Raw genomic sequence first — 18,161 nt, 5'->3', positions numbered from 1 at the left:
ATGTGAAGCTCGAGTTTCCATTTCACACATGCTATACTAGTTAAAGTGATTTTAAGACGAGGAGATTAGACGAATGGAATGGAAGAATATATACCGCGGTATCCTTATGGGAATCAGTGACTTGATCCCAGGAGTAAGCGGGGGGACGATAGCGTTTATTTTAGGGATTTATGACCGTTTATTAGAATCCATCAGCGGATTTTTCAGCCGTGATTGGAAAAAATATCTTGGATTTTTAGTGCCGCTTGGAATCGGGATTGTTATTACATTGCTGTTATTCAGTCGGGTCATTGAATATTTATTGGAACAGCATTACGAAGCGACTCAGTTTTTCTTCATGGGGCTGATCATCGGCGTTGTCCCATACATTATGAAGCAAGCGGAAGTCAAAAAGAACTTTACTGCCCGTCACTTGGTTATTTTATTGGTCATTGGCGCAGCGCTAGCGGTCACTGCCTTTATCCCGACTGAGGAAGATTTAGCGCCGATTACATCACTCACATTACCGATTTTCTTTTTGCTGTTTTTCTCTGGCTGGCTGGCCAGTATGGCGATGTTATTGCCAGGAATCAGCGGATCGTTTATCCTGTTGTTATTGGGTGTCTATTCGACAGCCATCAATGCGCTATCGACTTTGAACATTCCGGTTGCCTTGGCTATCGGTGCCGGCGTTATCGTTGGATTCATTGTCAGCAGTAAAGCGATTCAATATTTATTGGAGCACTTTACCTATGTTACTTATGCAGCGATCATCGGTTTGATTTTGGGATCTCTGTTCGTGGTATTCCCTGGCTTTTCGGCTGATCCAACCACGCTTATCACAAGCGTGGTGACATTCGCGCTCGGTCTACTATTTACATTGCTTTTCAGTTCACCTAAAAAGACAGCTATTACAGAAGAATACAATTAAGTAAAAGGCGGTGCCATCACTTGGATGGTATCGCTTTTTTCGTTTGTTGCAGCTGAACGGCTGTTTCCGCTTTTCAGTTTGTCCAGCTCCCGCAGCCAGCCGCTCGAGTCATAAGCCACTCTGACTATGCGGCAAAGGACGCCGCTTCGTCAGATCGTCTTATGCCTTTCGGAGCTGAACGGCCGTTTCCGCTTTTCTCGCACAAAGGCTTTTTGCTTTATGGATGATGCGTTTGCGATTAAACTGTAGGGTAAGAGGTGATGCGTGTGCGGAAACTGTTTTGGTTGATGGTTTTGTTGCTGGCCGTTTTTTTTGCGCGCCCGATTTGGGAGGAACCGGTTGGTGAATATGTCGATTTAAGTTTTTTGGATTCTGTTGATCGCACAATTGAGAACATCACCGAAGATCCGGAGGTGTCCCAGGCTTTGGATGGGGCACGCGACTTCACTTCGAGGATTGGCTCTCAACTGCAGTCTTTGGTTGCGTCCAATTCGCTCGAGTTGCCGGAAGCTGTAGCGAAACCGGAACTGGTTGAAACAGATTCCTTGTTTGCCATCCACAACGTTACGCTTGGTATGGATAAGGACGAAGCTCAAGGGAAACTGGGTATGCCGCTCCGCTTGATGCTTAACGAGTATGGCACTGATTGGCATAGCTATCATCAGGATTATCAAAACTATGTATTATTATCGTATGATCAAGAAGGCAAAGTGAATGGAATGTTCACCAATCAGGATTTGATTTCCTCGACAGAAGGCATTACGATGAATTCCACAAAGTCTGAAGTCCGTTCCTTGCTTGGCGTTCCACTGAAAAGCCTTCAAAAAGGAAATGTTCAATATATACTCGATACCCGCGAAGAATATGATGTTTTTAAGATCGATAATACGTATACGACTATCTTTTATGATATCCACGAAGAGGATACTGTGACAGCGGTGCAAGTGATCCATGAAGATTTGGAAAAAGAACGTTCTGAGATTTACGCAGAATCGAATGAAGAGTTAAGGGAAGGCTATGAGTATCTGCTTTTCGAATTGACTAATTCAGCGCGTATCCAGCGCGACCTCCCATTATTGAAGTGGGACGGACAAACAACGCTGACAGCCCGAAAGCACAGTGAAGATATGGCGGAAAATCAATACTTCAGCCATACCAATCTGGCGGGAGAGTCGCCGTTTGACCGGATGAATGAAGATGGCATCACGTTTTATGTAGCCGGTGAAAATTTGGCATACGGGCAGTACAGCAGCATTTTTGCTCACGAAGGCCTAATGAATTCGATGGGCCACCGGGAAAATATCGTCAAACCGGAGTTTGGATTTTTGGGGATTGGCGCAGCGTTCAATTCAGAGAATCAACCGTATTACACGGCCAATTTCTTTAATCGATAGAAAAAAGGACGGACTTTCAATTTCATTGAAAGTCCGTCCTTTTTTAATTAATTCAGTACGAGCCAGGCCAAAACGACAAGTGGCCCAACGATAAAGCAGTAAATGGCAAAATACTTCAATTGGCCTTTAGCCATGATGTTCATGAACCATTTTAACGAAAAGTAAGAAGCGATCAGAGATCCAAGGAAAGCCATTATGTAAGGGCCGGCCATGGTCGCCAAGTTAGCGTCATTGACGATATCCGTGATGCTGAGGACAGCACCGCCCAGACTGATCGGTATGAACAGGAGGAAAGAGAAGCGCAAAGCTGTTTCCTGGTTGATGCCTCTGGCCATCGCTGCCACGATTGTCGCACCGCTTCGGCTGATGCCAGGAATAAGTGCCACTGCCTGGGCACCCCCGATAATGACAGCGTCTTTCATCGTCATGTTGCCATCTTTTCGCTGTCCGCGCATATTGCGGATCCACCAAAGGCCGAATCCTGTCACGATAAGGGTCAAGCCGACAGTCACGATCGTCGAAAGGTTATCATCGATTGCATCCTGGAACAAAACGCCTATGACTGCAGCGGGGATCGTCGCCACCACCAAGTAGACAAAGAACATGAAATCCCGCTTGGTTTCAGCATTTTTCACCGTAAAGTATTTTAAGCCGTTCACGACAAGACGTTTGATATCATCGCGATAAATGATCAAAACAGCAATGAGAGATGCGCTGTTGACCAGCAAAGCAAAAGTGGAAACACTACCTTCAATCTGAACATCAAGGAAATACTGGGCAATCAGCAAATGCCCGCTTGATGAGATGGGAATAGGTTCCGTAAGCCCTTGAAAGAGGCCGAGAAGCAGAAATTTGATAGTAAGCCATAATTGATCCATTAAAATAAATCCTCCATTGCACGTTCACTTATTTATCTGTCAGTCATGTCTTTTCCGCGTGGAAATTTCAAAACAACATAAAAATTATAATACCATATTTTCATGGTAAACTGGGTATACTATTGAAAAGAAAGGAAGTGACGCGCTTGACGAACAAGCTTTGGTTTCAAGTGGGAGTAGGAATTATCCTGACCTTAGTCATCATTCGATTGTTTATTGAAGTACAAGGGATTTTCGATCCCTTATTTATAATTGCAGGAACAATTTTTGTTCCCTTGTTGTTGGGAGGCGTCTTGTTCTACCTGACAAGGCCGATCCTGAATTTTCTGATGAAGAGGAAATTTCCGAAGTGGGCTGCGGTTCTCACCGTCCTGCTGGCGATTGTCTTAGTGTTCTACTTGTTCTACATCATGATCGGGCCGATTGTCACTGACCAAATCAATGCATTGGTGGACAACGCACCTGAAATAATTGAAAGTGTGGAAGAGTATGGCCAATACATATTCGATCAGCGTGACCGGCTTCCGGACTCTATTGAAGAACAGCTGGAGGGCATGACCGGCCAAATTGGTGATCGGCTTGGTGATGTCGGCGGATGGATTCTTTCCTTTATCGGCAGTTTCGTTTCCGGTGTTGTGACTTTGGTGTTGGTACCATTTTTCCTTGTCTACCTATTGGTTGACCACAAGAAGTTTGTACCGTTTGTTTCTGGTTTCTTTTCAGGAGAGCGGAAAAGGTGGATCCGCAAAACACTGCATGATATCGATGAAACCTTACAGGCGTATATTCAAGGCCAATTATTCGTCAGCTTCCTGGTTGGGATCATGCTGCTGATCGGGTATCTGATCATCGGTCTGGATTACGCTCTACTATTGGCATTGATCGGTATGGCCACCAACGTCATCCCGTTTTTAGGGCCTTATATCGCGGTCATTCCCGCAATTATCATCGCCTTGGTGCAGGATCCGATCATGGCAGTGTACGTAGCCATCATCATGCTTGTTGCCCAGCAGATTGAAAGTAATTTCATCACGCCGAATGTTATGGGGAAATCACTCGACGTTCACCCGTTGACTGTCATTACCCTGATACTCGCAGCGGGGAATATCGCTGGCTTATGGGGAATCATTCTAGCGATTCCCGTGTATGCGGTTATCAAGACCATCGCGAAAAATATCTATGCACGGCGTAGTGAAATCCGTAACACAGCTACACGTGAAATTGAATAACATCAAACCTGTGAACTTTGTTCACAGGTTTTTTTCTGGAGGAAACAATCTCTCTTGACCTTAAAAGGTTTACCCCCTAAACTATAAATATTGGTTGAGGGGGTGTACTACTTTGGATGGACGAATAAAAGAAGCGGTGGATCTTTTTCAGGAAGTGATGATTTATGGGACTGAGCGGGTCATCAAATCGGTCGATCATCCTTTATGGAAGGAATATTCACCTGAACAGATTCAAATGCTGAAGCTGATCGGCAAGGAAAAACGGATTACCTCAGCGAGACTGGCCGTACTGCAGGCGGTACATAAAAGTGCAATTTCCAGCCGGATAAAAAAGCTGCTCCAAAAAGAAGTGATCCAGGTGGTCCAGACATCAGATCGCCGGGAAAAAATGATGGAGCTCACGGATAAAGGCCAGGAAGTTTTGGTGGAACTGGAAAAAGTATTGACCGATTATATTGAGAAGCTGATGTCTGAAAATATAGCGGATGAAGAAATAGATCAATTCCTGACGATTTTCCGGAAGCTGAAAACGATACTAAAAATGGACGGAGCGTAATATATGCATAGCGTATTGAAATTTAAATGGCCGATTGCCATCGGCTTGATCGTCTTGACGATCGTCTTATTCCTATTGGCGCCTAATTTAACGGAACAGGCAGAAGAAGCAGGTTCGTTTCAGTTATCCGATGAAGCTTCTTCGCAAATAGCATCAAGAATTTTGACGGATGCGGATGCTGCAGAACAAACCATTTCTCTTGTCATTCCATTGGAAAGTGAAATAACTGATTCGATGCGGGAAACGCTCGAACAGATGGTAGTGGATATCGAAGCACTTGGAGATCCGGTGACGAGCGTATTAAATCCGGTTGAAAGTGAAGAATTGGAAGATCAACTGATTTCGGAAGATCGCCAAACGGTATTGATGCCGATTACTGTTGATGGCACGGACGAAGAAGTGAATGCCGTTGCCGACACCATCAGGGAAACCATCATTCCGGAAGATTTGACTGCTTATGTAACAGGAGAAGCCATCATCAACAATGATGTGAACATCAGTGCGCAAGAAGGCTTGAAGCGTACAGAAATCATTACAGTCATCTTGATTTTCGGGTTATTGCTGGCGGTGTTCCGTTCGATTGTGACACCGTTCATCCCGCTTGTTGCGGTCGGAATTTCTTATTTATTGAGCCAATCGGTCGTGGCATTTTTCATCGACTGGTTTGGATTCCCGGTTTCCAACTATACACAGATATTCCTGGTGGCGATTCTGTTTGGAATTGGAACGGATTATTGTATCCTGCTGTTAAGTCGCTATAAAGAAGAACTATCGGCTGGACACGGAGTGGAACAATCAATCATCAACACGTATAAAACAGCGGGTAGAACTTTGCTGATCAGCGGGATTGCCGTGTTTATTGGATTTTTCGCCATCGGCTTTGCTGAATTTCCGATATTCAAATCGGCAGTGGCTGTAGCGGTCGGCATATTTGTCCTGCTGCTGGTCCTTTATACGATCGTGCCATTCTTCATGTCTTTATTGAAGGAGAAATTATTCTGGCCAGCGAAAAAATCCGCTTCCCATAAAGACAGCAAATTATGGATCAATATGAGCAAGCTGTCGATCAACAGACCGTTGCTGTCGATGTTGGTGGTAGCTGTGATTACAGTTCCATTGCTCTTTACGTACGATAATTCCTTATCTTTTAACACGGTGGATGAAATCGGTTCGGAATATGAGTCAGTGAAAGGCCTGCGTGCTATTGAAGAAGGCTTTGGAAAAGGAGATTCGCTGCCCGTTCAAGTAATCGTCAAATCAGATGATTCCTTGACAGATCGGTCAACTGTCCCTTACTTCGAATCATTAAGTGCTGAGATTGAAAAAATTGAGGGCGTCGAGACTGTCCGGTCGATTACACGACCGACAGGCGATATCATTGACGAACTTTACGTGGACGAACAGCTCGGCCTTATGGCAGATGGACTTGGTGAAGCCCGCGATGGACTTGGCGAAGTGCAGGCAGGACTTACGGAAGTCCAGACCAACTTAACTGCTATCGGGGAACAGGCTGGAAATGCTGGAGGATTGAACGAAGCGGCCGCAGGTCTTGGACAGATCAACCAGCAACTGGGGCAGGTTTCGCAAGGCTTGCAACAAACAGGGAATATCCCGCAAACCGTCGGAGCTTTGACTCAAATCAGTGGTGGTTTGACAGAAATCCAGCAGGGATTGGCTGGAGCAGCTGGACAGACAGCAGAACTTAGTGCCGGGTTGACACAATTGGCGGATGGCGTAGGTGCTTCAAATGACGGCTTGGCTGAAATCCAGACCGGGTTGACGGAAGCTGTCGACATGATGCAGGAAATGAGCGACAGTGAAGCTGTGCGTGACACTGGCCTATTCATTCCGGAAGGAACATTGGAGAGCGAAGACTTTGAACAGGTACTGGATCGCTATTCCTTTGCTGACGGTACAGGAATGATGATGGAAGTGGTGTTGTCAGAAGATCCGTATTCTCCTGAAGCAATCGACATTACCACTGAAATCAAAGAAACAGTCGAACGTACTGCAGCAGGAACGCCGCTAGAAGAAGCGGAAATTGCATTCAGCGGAATTTCCAGCATCAACAGCGATTTAGAAGAAGTGTCTTCCAGTGACTTTGCAAGTACAGTGGTCATCATGCTGATTAGCTTGTTTGTTGTTTTGGCCATTCTTTTCCGTTCATTGATCATGCCGCTCTATATGATCGGATCGTTGCTGCTGACGTATTATACATCGATTTCCATTGCGGAATTGATCTTCGTCAATGGCCTGGGCTATGATGGCATCAGCTGGGCAGTGCCGTTCTTCGGCTTCGTGATGCTGGTGGCACTGGGAGTCGATTACTCGATCTTCCTGCTCGACCGGTTCCGCGAAGAATCATTCAATGGCATCAGTGTTCGCGATGCAATGCGGAAATCAATGGCGAAGATGGGGACTGTCATCATTACGGCAGCCATCATTTTGGCAGGTACATTCGGTGCTATGATGCCCTCCGGCGTCTTGAGCCTGGTGCAGATCGCGACTATCGTCATCACCGGATTGCTGCTGTATGGCCTGATCATCCTGCCGTTATTGATACCGGCAATTTCAGTGTCTTTCGACCGGGGTGTCTGGTGGCCGTTCGGCAAGAAGAAATAAATGTGATTAAGTGAATCTTTTATTTTAAAGGCGTTGATCAATTTTATAGCAAGATGAGAAAAGCTGCGTTCGCGCAGCTTTTTCTATGGATGTGGGATTGGTCTTGGCGTGGTATACTAAATGGTAATTGAAAATGCGAAACGGGTGTAACCATATATCTGTGGGCTTAATATAAAGCTCCAGATCTATTGTCTTGGATCTTACTAATGTTTTTAATGAAATAAATGAAACTAAGAAATGAGGTAATGAGATTGTTGACATTTGAACAAAAGTTGGAAATCATTGAGTCTTTCCCGGAATTGACGAGAAAAGATGTATCGATGAAACGCGTGAATTTTCATTATGAAGAGAGCCTGTACGACAAGAAAATTGTGGTCTATCATTTACATCCGACTGGCAATGGCTTTGTCTATGTAGGAAACTTGCCGCATTATGAAGTGGATAAGAAAGGCTTCGTCAACATCCGTGACTTTTCCGAAAAGGAATTGCGCAGCGTTTTGGCAGACTCCCTCGATTACCTGTCTTTAGAGCCGGAACCGCCATACGACAAGACGTGGGTAAACCGTGAAAATGTAAAATTGGACCTGGTCTATGAAGAGCCATTCTGGAATATCTATACAGGCAAAAACCTGGAGGAAAGCTTCGGCACTTTCGACAATGCTGAAGACTATCTGATCGATCAAGGTTTTAAAGAAATGAAGTAATGGAGTTCCATTTGCTGAGTGCGGATGAATCCTTGCCGATGGATTTACTTCTGGAAGCGGATCCTTCGGAAATATTGGTCCGGGCTTATTGTGACTCGGGCTGGTGTATGATCGGGAAGCAGGACGGTGTGTTAATTGGTGTGTATGTCCTGCTTGCCTTATCTGAAACAGTTGTAGAAATTAAGAATTTGGCGGTTTCCGAAAGCTTTCGAGACCGGGGCTATGGCCGTCAGCTTTTAGAGCATGCTCTGGCGCAAGCAGCGCAACGGGGTTTCCGGTTTGTGGAAATCGGTACCGGCAATTCTAGCCTTGGGCAGCTGGCTCTTTACCAGAAATGCGGCTTCCGTATGCATGCGATCGACCCAGACTTTTTCAGAAGAAATTATCCAGAACCGATTTTTGAGAATGGCATCGAATGCCGCGACATGATCAGGCTGCGGTATATGGTCAACGGATAACGACGTTGTTTATAGAATCACGAAAAACGAGGAGCCTTTGGCTTCTTTTTTGTGGTTAAAAGAAGAAAAAAATTAGATTTTTCGGTATGCTAAAGGCAAGGAGTGAGGACATGTTCAAAAAGGTGATCTTATACACAAACCAGTTAGAGGATATGAAGGGTTTTTATGAATACCAACTGGGCTTCCGTATCGTGGAAGAAGATGAGGCCAGTTTTACATTGTCAATCGGTGAATCTCAATTGGTCTTCCAGGAATCGGAAAGGGCAGCTGTCTATCATTATGCGCTGAACATACCAGGCAACCAGTTCACGCTGGCCAAATGGTGGGCCAGTGAACGGGTGACCTTGAATCGGCAAGAAGGCATGGATGAAGTGTTCTATGCTAATTTTGATGCGGACGCGTTTTATTTTCAGGATCCGGCCGGCAATGTTGTTGAATTCATCGCCCGTCGCAGTGTTGACCGGATGGGGAATTTCACCGTCGATTCATTGCTCGACATCAGTGAAGTAAGCATCACTACCCCATATGTCGAAGAAGTCGGAGAACGGATTGAAGAGATGGATATTCCGGTGCGCGGCAACAAAGGCATCGATGCGAAGTCGTTGAATTTCCTGGGAAGCGGACATGCTTATATCATTTTAGTGGCGCCGAAACGTACATGGTATTTTTCGAAGCAAAAAAGCGAGACTCATCCCTTAGCGATCGAATTGACTAATGGCCGCCAGATCACTATTACAGAAGAAGGGCGATTCCAGCAGGAGAAGCCTGCCAATCCGATTATGGACAGGATGGAGGAAGTCGGTTTTTCGGGTGTTGCCTATCTGCAGAAAAAGGAAACCTGGACGGCAGCGAGAGGTTTTGCCAATCGTGCCGATGAAAGGCCGAATGCGGTTGATACCAGATTCGGCATTGCGTCTGGCAGCAAACTGTTCACAGCTGTTGCAGTTTGCCAATTGGTGGAGAGAGGGGAACTGGCCCTCGACGATAAGCTATCAGAGCTGTTGCCAAAAACTTTTCCGAATTTCGAAGTCACTGTCCATCAATTATTGACACACACGTCCGGTATTCCGGATTATTTTGACGAGCAGGTAATGGACGACTTCGAGGACTTATGGAAACAGCATCCGATGTATTTGATGCAAGCCGCTTCAGATTTTATTCCTTTGTTTAAAGATCAGCCGCCGATGTTCGAGCCAGGCGAAAGGTTCCACTACAATAACGCCGGCTTTATCGCACTTGGACTGATCATTGAGCGAGTAACGGGAAAAGAGTTTGCAGATGTGGTGGAGGAACGGATTTTTGCTCCCGCCAAAATGCAGAACTCGGGGTATTTCCGCTTGGATCGGTTGCCTGGGCAAACGGCGCTTGGCTATATTGAAGAAGATGGAGTGTGGCGGACAAATCAATATGCCGTTCCAATCCGTGGCGGGGCTGACGGCGGCGCTTATGTCACGGCGGATGATATGGCGAACTTCTGGCGCAGTCTGATGGATGGTACTTTGCTGACGAAAGAAATGGTGGACAAGATGCTGCAAATCCACGCCTCTGGAGAAGACGGTGCGTATGGTTATGGTATATGGATACAACAGAGAAAAGATGATATTTTGAAGTATCATGTGATGGGCTACGATCCTGGTGTCAGTTTCCATTCGGCATTTTACCCTGCGGATGGCAGTATGCTGACGGTCTTGTCAAATAAAGGCACAGGCGCTCATGAGATTACTGGGATTATAGAAGAATTGAGAATCGAGAAGGAGTGAAAGTATGACCGGAAAGAAATTGGCGCTGGGGATCGTCTTCGGCACGCTTGGTCTATGTATAGTTATTTTCGCAGTCTTTCAGCTGTATTTTTGGTTGAATTAACGAAGAGGAAAAGGTGGTAGTTGCTCTTAGGGGCGGCTACTTTCTTTTTTTTGATGGAAGAGACTGTTTTTTAAGAGATATGCGCAACCAGTAAAATGATGAAAGCCGCAGCCTGGAAGATTTCCTCGGCTGCGGCTTTATAAAAATGCATAAAAAATGAGCTCTTCCGAAGAAGAGCTCATTGATAAGTTAGCTTTAGATTAAGCTTTTTGAACGTTAGTAGCTTGAAGACCACGTTGGCCTTGCTCGATATCAAACGTTACTTCTTGACCTTCGTCAAGTGATTTAAAGCCTTCGCTTTGGATTGCAGAGAAATGTACGAATACATCGTCGCCGCCTTCGCGTTCGATGAAGCCAAATCCTTTTTCTGAGTTAAACCATTTTACTTTACCTTGTTCCATGTGTGTTTCCTCCTCGTATGCGTAAGCATACATTGTATTACTATCCTTGCTCAAATCTTGCAGATGAACATCTGACACTTTGTAAAAAGTTATCCGAACAAAAATAATTCTTCCTTAGAATAACACGGGTATACAGATATTGCAAGTGATAATCGAATTTTCTTTTTGCTACTGCTTGATCTCCTCTTGGATTATAATAAAAAAACTGAAGGAAATAGGGGCGGGAGGCAATGGTTTTGGAGAAGATAATGGTGCTTGGGGTGTCCTCAGGTGTTGGTAAATCAAGCTTTGCAAGAAAGCTGTCAGAAAAGACGGCTATTCCGGTCCATCATTTGGATGCTTATTTCTGGAAGCCGGGATGGGTGGAAAGCACTCAGGAAGAATTTAGTGAAAAACAGCAGCGGCTGGTTGAACAGGACCGTTGGATCATTGAAGGTAACTACACAGCCACCTATGAAATCCGAAGACAAGAGGCGGATACCCTCATCTACCTGGAGCGCCCTTTAATGGTCTGTCTGTACCGTATTGTTAAGCGCCGAATCGTAAATCACGGAAAAACCCGTCCAGATATGGCGATCGGCTGTCCGGAAAAGCTGGATAAAGGATTTCTGACGTTCATCATTTCAACGTATCGGGCACGTAAAGTGAAGATGAGAAAACGAATGGAGCAATTTATAGAAGAAAGTCCTCAACATAAAGTTGTTTTTTTGCGCACCCAAAAAGAAATTGAAGAATTTTTAAGGAGTCTTTATTAGACCTTTAAGAAGATCGTTTCAATTTATGAGGTAATTGAAAAAACGTGCAGACGTTCATAGACGGAAGTGGTATTCTATAGCTACATAAATATACGGAGGAGAATGGCTGATGAAGTTACTGCATGAAGGCACGATAACCAATCAAGTGCTTCATAAAAAATTGCCTTTTTCTATGAAGCGGCTGTATTTGGAGGATTTGCCCGTAATAGAACAAGTTCAAGCAAAAGTAATCGAATCACTCCCTGAAAAGGCTACGCTTCAAGCTTTGACTACAGAGGAATTCCTGTTTATCCTAAATGAACGTGGTTTGCTGGTAGGCGCTTTTGTTGGAGATGAGTTGATCGGGTTCAGGGCATTGCTGATTCCGGAAATCGATGAAGAGCATTTGGGTTGGGATATCGGTCTGCCGCCTGAAGACTTGCGAAAAGTCATTTATCAGGAAATTTCAGTGGTTCTTCCCGAATATCGTGGAAATCGCCTTCAGCAGAAATTAGCTGAAGTCATTATGAAAGAACTTCCCAATCTTGACGAGGAATTCCGCTACGTTTGCTGTACTGTAGCACCGCTGAACATCCCCAGCTTAAAAGATAAATTTACTCAAGCGATGTATATCGCGGCTCTAAAGGAAAAGTATGAAGGATTGAAGCGCTATATCCTGGTGAAGGACCTGGAAAATCAGGATGTTCATTATAGTGGCCATATTACCGTGAAATTGGATGACTTGGAAAAGCAGCAGCAATTGCTTGATGAAGGATACGTCGGCATTGGTTTTCAGCTTGTGCATGGTTTTCACGAACTCCAATTTGCAAAACCCGTTCTGTAAAAGAACGGGTTTTTTTCTTTATTTCAAAGGATTCGGAAACTTCCGGCTATCGTATTCGTATTAGTAAGAAGATGAAAGATACTTACTGGGATGGGAGGTTTTGGAATGATGGTTTTTGGCTTGCCGATTGAAGAGCTCTATATGTATAGTCTTCTCGCAGCAGGGGCGGTGACTGTGTTATATGTCTTTTTCGGAGATGTCACGGATTTTGGGGAGGCTTTGCCTGTGCTAAATCCGATGGTGATTCTGGCATTCATTACATTTGGTGCTGCAATCGGCTTGTTGTTGGAGAGTGCGACAAGCTTTAACGAATGGTCAGTATTAGGGATTGCGGTAATGGGGTCAGCTGTATTGGATCTGTTGCTTTACTTCTGCATCTTACTGCCCTTGTCTTCTGCTGGATCATCAAGTGCCTATGCGGAAGAGCCTCTCCCGGGACAAGTCGCGAATGTCGTCATTCCGATTCCTGTCGACGGTTATGGAGAAGTAGTCCTGGAGACATATACAGGTATGATTTCAAAGCGTGCCACTGGCTACGAAAATGAAGCCATCGACCAAGACGAAAAAGTTTTGATCATCGAGGTGAATGACGACACCTTATATGTGCAGGCTTATAAACCATTGGATTTTATAGAAAAAATAAAACTGGCCAGAGAAATACAATAGAGAAGGCCAAAGTCGGATGATACGCTGGAAAACTTAACAGGGAATCCGGAGTAAGCTCAAACTATTGAACAATCGCGACGCGAGCCGGCTGAGAAAGAACGGCCTCCTAAAAAACTGGAATTATAAGAAATTGAAAAGTCCTCTGCTCAATGCTGTTTTGAGCAAAGGTTTTTTTATGTCTTAAAAAAGTGCAGAAAATAACCTCATTTCAGAAAAATTAGTTCGGAATGGTTTGCGCTGATAAATGAAAATGATAGAATAATGATACATCTTCCTGTGAAACTATAGGTATTTGATATAATTTCTTTCCTAAGGAGCCTTTAAATGGAGATACAACTCACCAGCATTCCTTCTTTCCCCATCACTACGCTATTTGGACCAGAAAAGCCGAAGGTCAGTTCAATCGAGTACAATTCTACACAGATTACTCAAGACTGCGCTTTCTTTTGTGTGCCGGGTGAAAATACCGATGGACATTTATATATCGGTGAAGCCATCGCTAAAGGAGCGACAACAATTGTCGGCTCCGACGTACGTCTGCTGGCTGAATACGCGAAGAAGCATCCGCAACTCTCCTTTGCAGTGGTTAAAAATGTCCGGACGGCACTCGCACACATGTCTGATTTCTTTTACGGCTCCCCTCAACAAAACTTACTTAAAGTCGGTGTTACCGGAACTAATGGAAAAACAACCACAGCTACATATGTCTATAATCTGTTCAACCTACTTGGCGTTTCCTGTGGGTTTATTGGGACAACGGGGGTTTTAGGGGCAAATGGCAAAATCCCATTCCATAAAAGCACTCCCACGACTCCAATCTCTTCGGACATCCATAAGATTTTTTCAAAGTTTGTAATGGAAAATGATCGTGCAGTGGCGATGGAGGTTTCTTCTATTGCATTGGACCAAAAACGCGTAGAAGGCATTCGCTTTGATGTAGCTATACACACCAATATTTCGGAAGAACATTTGGAGTACCATAAAATCTTCGAGCATTATCTTCAATCGAAATTATTATTGTTCAAGCAGTCTAATGCTGTGGTCGTGAATATAGATGATGAAGGAATGGCAAAGCAAATTTTGGAAGTCATCGAGTGTCCTCATCTGACATACAGCAGCCAGGTGAATTCCGATGCTGATTTGATCTGGACAGTCTGTGAATCTTCTGATACCGGATTGAAATTCGACTTGCATTATCTGGGGAAGCGGTGGCCTGTGCATGTACCGCTTTATGGTGAATATAATGCAGCTAATCTGACTGCAGCTATCGGTGCGGCATTGCTATCCGGCATCGGCATAGAAGCTATACTCGCTGTTGTGCCGAAAATGTCTCAAGTCGAAGGGCGTTTCCAGGTGATTCAGGGCCCAGAAAACCGGAAAATCATTCTGGATTATGCTCATACGCCAGTGGCATTGGCAGCAGTTCTGGAGGAAGTGAAAAAACTATCGCATAACCGACTCATAGCGCTCATCGCTGGCATTGGCATACGGGATTTCTCGAAAATGCCGAAGATGGCCAAAGCTGCTGAAGGGAAAGCGGATGTTCTTGTAGTAACCGTTGACCATCCTGGAGACAATGAACCCCGCACAGTGATTGATGCGGTGCTCAAGGGGTTTACTTTGCCGTACAAGCAGACGGTAGTGACTGCTGATTCCCGTCGTGAAGCAGTTCTCGCAGCACTGCAGGAAAGTGGACCGGACGATCTCGTTCTATTGTCCAGTGGGTCGATCAACGGTGCCCAAATTGTCAAAGGGGAGTATATCCCGCATTCTGATGAAGCCATCATAGAAGAATTTTTCAGTAGTAAAACCAGCGATTTTTAACCGCAAAGGTCGCTTTTTAGCGTCTGGATGTGGTTATAATAGAAAAGAAGAATACATAGACATCAGAATTGGAGTGAATGGAATGCAGTATCGTACAGAAAGAGATACCATCGGTGAAATTCAAGTTGAAGCGGATAAAATGTGGGGCGCTCAAACGCAGCGCAGCGTACAGAATTTTGAAATCGGTACAGAGCGTATGCCGCATGAGGTCGTCATGGCTTTTGCCGAGTTGAAAAAAGCGACAGCCAAAGCAAACCATAAACTGGGGAAACTGTCTGAAGCGAAGATGAAAGCCGTTGAACTTGCGGCAAATGAAGTGATCGAAGGCAAGTGGAACGATCATTTCCCATTGGTTGTATGGCAGACAGGGAGCGGTACGCAATCCAATATGAACATGAACGAAGTTCTGGCGCGCCGCGGCAATGAAATCCTGGCCGAACAGAATTCTGAGGAAAAACTTCATCCAAATGATGACGTGAATATGTCTCAAAGCTCAAATGATACTTATCCGACAGCTATGCATGTTGCTGGAGTTCTAGCAGTAACTGAAAAGCTTGTGCCGGCTGTTCAAAAGCTGAAGGCGACATTGGATGAAAAAGCGAAGCAATTCGATGAGGTCATCAAAATCGGACGTACCCATTTACAGGATGCGACGCCTTTGACACTTGGCCAGGAAATCAGCGGCTGGAAGCATATGCTTGAAAAAAGCGAGCGCATGATCCGTGAAAGCGTTGAACATATGCGTGAATTGGCTATCGGCGGTACAGCAGTTGGAACAGGCATCAACGCCGACCCGACTTTCGGCCCTTCAGTTGCTGAGTTCATCAGTGAAGCAGTTGGAACACCGTTCACTTCTGCAGAAAACAAATTCCATGCACTGACAAGCCATGACGAAATGGTATACACACATGGGGCGGTCAAAGCTTTAGCTGCAGATGCAATGAAAATTGCTAACGATGTACGCTGGTTGGCAAGCGGTCCCCGCAGCGGCATCGGCGAAATTACGATTCCTGCAAACGAGCCTGGAAGCTCCATCATGCCAGGAAAAGTGAATCCGACCCAAAGTGAAGCGTTGACGATGGTAGCGGCTCAAGTAATGGGCAACGACGCAACCATCGGCTTCTCGGCGAGCCAAGGGAACTTTGAATTGAATGTCTTTAAACCGGTTATCGCTTACAACTTCCTGCAGTCTGTCCGTCTGTTGACTGACAGCCTGATCAGCTTCAATGATCATTGTGCTGTGGGCATTGAAGCCAACTTGGATGTTATTCAAAACCATGTCAGCAATTCATTGATGCTGGTGACGGCATTAAATCCCCACATTGGATATGAGAAAGCGGCAGCAATTGCTAAACAAGCGCATAAAGACGGCACGACATTAAAAGAGTCTGCTGTAAACAGCGGTCATTTGACGGCTGACCAGTTTGACGAATGGGTTAAACCAGAGAACATGGTAGGAAAAAAATAAACTAAGATGGAAGCGGCCGGGACTTACTCGGCTGCAGAGAGGAAACGCTCTCTATCTAAAAAACTCTCTTCCTTTCTATAGGAAGAGAGTTTTTTTCGTTTAGTTATTGTTTTTATATTGCATGTAAACCACTTGCGTGACTAGAAAATCTTCCATGCCATGTTTGCCATCTGCACCGCCGAGTCCCGACTTGCGCATTCCGGCGTGATAACCTTGTATGGCTTCAAAGTTCTCGCGGTTCACATAGGTTTCGCCAAACTTCATTTCATTAACGACCTGCATGGCTTCGTTCAAATCATTTGTATAAACAGATGAGGATAGGCCGAATTCTGTGTCGTTCGCTTTTTCAATGGCTTCCTCCAGCGTGCTGTAAGTGGTGACCGGCAGCACAGGACCGAAAATTTCATCCCGGATGATCGCTGAATCGTGTACCACATTTGTCAGGATGGTGGGTTTGTAGAAAAATCCGGATTGGCTGCTGTCGCGTTCACCACCGATTGCCACAGTGGCACCTTCGGTTACGGCTTGTTTGACCATGTCATGGACAGTGTCGAGCCGGTCCTGGCTGACAAGAGGGCCCATGTCCGCTTCTTTGTCCTGACGCGGGTCTCCCATAACCTGTGATTCAAAAACAGCAGTGAGCTTTTTCGTGAATTCCTCTGCGACGCTATCGTGAACGTAGACCCTTTCTGCATTTGTGCAGGCTTGGCCATTGTTTGCGAACCGTGAAGTGGCGATGGCTTGAGCTGCCAGATCAAGATCTGCGTTTTGAGTGACGATGGCGGGAGCTTTGCCTCCCAATTCCAAATTGACTTTGGTGATGTTTTTCGCGGCGGCCTCCATCACTTTCGTACCTGCTGGAACACTGCCGGTCATGGTGACCAGTTGCACTTTTTCATGTGAAGCGAGTGCGTTGCCGATTTCGGAGCCGGTTCCGGTTACTACATTATAGACACCTGCTGGAATCTCCTTCATCTCATCGATGATCTTTGTGAATTCCATAGCGGTATTGGGTGTTTGCTGACTTGGTTTCAGGACAAGCGTACAGCCGGTGACAAGAGCAGTCGCTACTTTTCTGGCGAGGATGAAGACCGGGAAGTTCCAGGGAACGATGCCGGCTACCACCCCGATCGGTTTTTTGTAGATGAAGATATTTTCATTTGGACGATCGCTCGGCAGGATTTCACCTTCGATCCGCCGTGCCCATTCAGACATGTAATGGAAATAATCAATGGCAAGATCGACTTCGCCGCTAGCCAGTTCATAGCTTTTTCCCTGTTCTTCCTGCAGCAGGTCAATAAATGTATCGCGTTTTTCAGCGATTTTGTCTCCAAGCTTGCGGACAATTTTGCCGCGTTCGATGTTCGGTGTGAGCTCCCATGCTTTTTGCGCCTTGAATGCGGCCTCTACTGCACGATCGACATCTTCTTTGGTTCCTTTAGGGATCTGCGATATAATCTCTTCTGTTGAAGGGTTGATAATGTCAATCCATTCTGTTCCTGTGGAGTCGGTATACTTGCCGTTCACATATAATCGATGCTGTTGCATTCATCTGCCTCCTTTGTATTTAATAAAGTTTTCCCTGTACTTTCACGTGTTAAACAGGTGAA

Annotated in this window: 16 protein-coding genes; 13 read left to right on the top strand and 3 right to left on the bottom strand. The window is 45.3% G+C overall.

Annotation, left to right across the window (positions count from 1 at the left end; genetic code table 11):
• Positions 1–73: 73 nt before the first annotated feature.
• Positions 74–910, top strand: a complete 837-nt coding sequence (locus tag Q0785_RS17140) for a DUF368 domain-containing protein (RefSeq protein ID WP_298832788.1) — start codon at positions 74–76, stop codon at positions 908–910.
• Positions 911–1,176: 266 nt separating this feature from the next.
• Positions 1,177–2,304 carry a CAP domain-containing protein gene (locus tag Q0785_RS17135; protein WP_298832785.1) on the top strand — a complete coding sequence of 376 codons (1,128 nt, stop codon included), beginning with the start codon at positions 1,177–1,179 and terminating at the stop codon, positions 2,302–2,304.
• A 47-nt stretch (positions 2,305–2,351) separates the two neighbouring features.
• On the opposite strand, the gene Q0785_RS17130 is transcribed toward Q0785_RS17135, so the two are convergent.
• The gene (locus Q0785_RS17130; RefSeq protein ID WP_298832782.1) at positions 2,352–3,182 is read right to left on the bottom strand and encodes an undecaprenyl-diphosphate phosphatase; all 831 of its coding nucleotides are present in this window, start codon (positions 3,180–3,182) and stop codon (positions 2,352–2,354) included.
• 146 nt (positions 3,183–3,328) lie between these two features.
• On the opposite strand from Q0785_RS17130, the gene Q0785_RS17125 reads away from it, so the two are divergent.
• The 6 genes from Q0785_RS17125 (at position 3,329) to Q0785_RS17100 (ending at position 10,511) form a co-directional block, all read left to right on the top strand.
• Complete coding sequence (locus tag Q0785_RS17125) at positions 3,329–4,411, top strand: AI-2E family transporter (protein ID WP_298832780.1); 1,083 nt, start codon at positions 3,329–3,331, stop codon at positions 4,409–4,411.
• Positions 4,412–4,523: 112 nt separating this feature from the next.
• Entirely contained in the window at positions 4,524–4,967 is a 444-nt protein-coding gene (locus tag Q0785_RS17120) for a winged helix DNA-binding protein (protein WP_298832777.1), read from the top strand.
• Between the two features lie 3 nt (positions 4,968–4,970).
• Positions 4,971–7,589, top strand: coding sequence for an MMPL family transporter (locus tag Q0785_RS17115; RefSeq protein ID WP_298832774.1), 2,619 nt, complete (start codon positions 4,971–4,973; stop codon positions 7,587–7,589).
• Between the two features lie 251 nt (positions 7,590–7,840).
• The gene (locus tag Q0785_RS17110) at positions 7,841–8,293 is read left to right on the top strand and encodes a hypothetical protein (protein WP_298832771.1); all 453 of its coding nucleotides are present in this window, start codon (positions 7,841–7,843) and stop codon (positions 8,291–8,293) included.
• Positions 8,293–8,751, top strand: coding sequence for a GNAT family N-acetyltransferase (locus Q0785_RS17105; RefSeq protein ID WP_298832770.1), 459 nt, complete (start codon positions 8,293–8,295; stop codon positions 8,749–8,751). The genes Q0785_RS17110 and Q0785_RS17105 overlap by 1 nt, the downstream gene beginning before the upstream one ends.
• Positions 8,752–8,861: 110 nt before the next feature.
• Positions 8,862–10,511, top strand: a complete 1,650-nt coding sequence (locus Q0785_RS17100; RefSeq protein ID WP_298832767.1) for a serine hydrolase — start codon at positions 8,862–8,864, stop codon at positions 10,509–10,511.
• 303 nt (positions 10,512–10,814) lie between these two features.
• On the opposite strand, the gene Q0785_RS17095 is transcribed toward Q0785_RS17100, so the two are convergent.
• Entirely contained in the window at positions 10,815–11,015 is a 201-nt protein-coding gene (locus Q0785_RS17095) for a cold-shock protein (protein WP_006830093.1), read from the bottom strand.
• A gap of 236 nt (positions 11,016–11,251) precedes the next feature.
• Here Q0785_RS17095 and Q0785_RS17090 point away from each other — a divergent pair, with 236 nt between their 5' ends.
• From Q0785_RS17090 to fumC, 5 genes are all read left to right on the top strand, one after another.
• Positions 11,252–11,770 (top strand): topology modulation protein, encoded by a 519-nt coding sequence (locus Q0785_RS17090; protein ID WP_298832742.1) that lies wholly within the window; start codon positions 11,252–11,254, stop codon positions 11,768–11,770.
• 109 nt (positions 11,771–11,879) lie between these two features.
• Entirely contained in the window at positions 11,880–12,593 is a 714-nt protein-coding gene (locus tag Q0785_RS17085) for a hypothetical protein (protein ID WP_298832739.1), read from the top strand.
• Between the two features lie 105 nt (positions 12,594–12,698).
• Entirely contained in the window at positions 12,699–13,259 is a 561-nt protein-coding gene (locus Q0785_RS17080; RefSeq protein WP_298832736.1) for a hypothetical protein, read from the top strand.
• Between the two features lie 324 nt (positions 13,260–13,583).
• On the top strand, positions 13,584–15,083 hold the full coding sequence (locus tag Q0785_RS17075) for a UDP-N-acetylmuramoyl-L-alanyl-D-glutamate--2,6-diaminopimelate ligase (protein WP_298832733.1): 1,500 nt from the start codon (positions 13,584–13,586) through the stop codon (positions 15,081–15,083).
• An 82-nt stretch (positions 15,084–15,165) separates the two neighbouring features.
• A complete protein-coding gene (fumC, locus tag Q0785_RS17070) occupies positions 15,166–16,551 on the top strand; it encodes a class II fumarate hydratase (RefSeq protein ID WP_223637180.1) in 1,386 nt (461 codons plus the stop codon).
• A gap of 99 nt (positions 16,552–16,650) precedes the next feature.
• Here fumC and aldA read toward each other — a convergent pair whose 3' ends face one another.
• On the bottom strand, positions 16,651–18,099 hold the full coding sequence (gene aldA / locus Q0785_RS17065; RefSeq protein ID WP_298832729.1) for an aldehyde dehydrogenase: 1,449 nt from the start codon (positions 18,097–18,099) through the stop codon (positions 16,651–16,653).
• Between the last annotated feature and the right edge of the window lie 62 nt (positions 18,100–18,161).

It is taken from the genome of uncultured Planococcus sp., assembly GCF_947501725.1.
Taxonomy (GTDB): Bacteria; Bacillota; Bacilli; order Bacillales_A; family Planococcaceae; genus Planococcus; species Planococcus donghaensis_C.
This window is presented reverse-complemented; position numbering and strand designations above follow the sequence as displayed.

Excerpts from the sequence above, each read along its gene's own strand:
- Q0785_RS17140 (WP_298832788.1), top strand. The coding sequence starts at position 74 with ATGGAATGGAAGAATATATACCGCGGTATCCTTATGGGAATCAGTGAC.
- Q0785_RS17130 (WP_298832782.1), bottom strand. The coding sequence starts at position 3,182 with ATGGATCAATTATGGCTTACTATCAAATTTCTGCTTCTCGGCCTCTTT.
- Q0785_RS17115 (WP_298832774.1), top strand. The coding sequence starts at position 4,971 with ATGCATAGCGTATTGAAATTTAAATGGCCGATTGCCATCGGCTTGATC.
- Q0785_RS17105 (WP_298832770.1), top strand. The coding sequence starts at position 8,293 with ATGGAGTTCCATTTGCTGAGTGCGGATGAATCCTTGCCGATGGATTTA.
- Q0785_RS17100 (WP_298832767.1), top strand. The coding sequence starts at position 8,862 with ATGTTCAAAAAGGTGATCTTATACACAAACCAGTTAGAGGATATGAAG.
- Q0785_RS17095 (WP_006830093.1), bottom strand. The coding sequence starts at position 11,015 with ATGGAACAAGGTAAAGTAAAATGGTTTAACTCAGAAAAAGGATTTGGC.
- Q0785_RS17085 (WP_298832739.1), top strand. The coding sequence starts at position 11,880 with ATGAAGTTACTGCATGAAGGCACGATAACCAATCAAGTGCTTCATAAA.
- Q0785_RS17080 (WP_298832736.1), top strand. The coding sequence starts at position 12,699 with ATGATGGTTTTTGGCTTGCCGATTGAAGAGCTCTATATGTATAGTCTT.
- Q0785_RS17075 (WP_298832733.1), top strand. The coding sequence starts at position 13,584 with ATGGAGATACAACTCACCAGCATTCCTTCTTTCCCCATCACTACGCTA.
- fumC (WP_223637180.1), top strand. The coding sequence starts at position 15,166 with ATGCAGTATCGTACAGAAAGAGATACCATCGGTGAAATTCAAGTTGAA.
- aldA (WP_298832729.1), bottom strand. The coding sequence starts at position 18,099 with ATGCAACAGCATCGATTATATGTGAACGGCAAGTATACCGACTCCACA.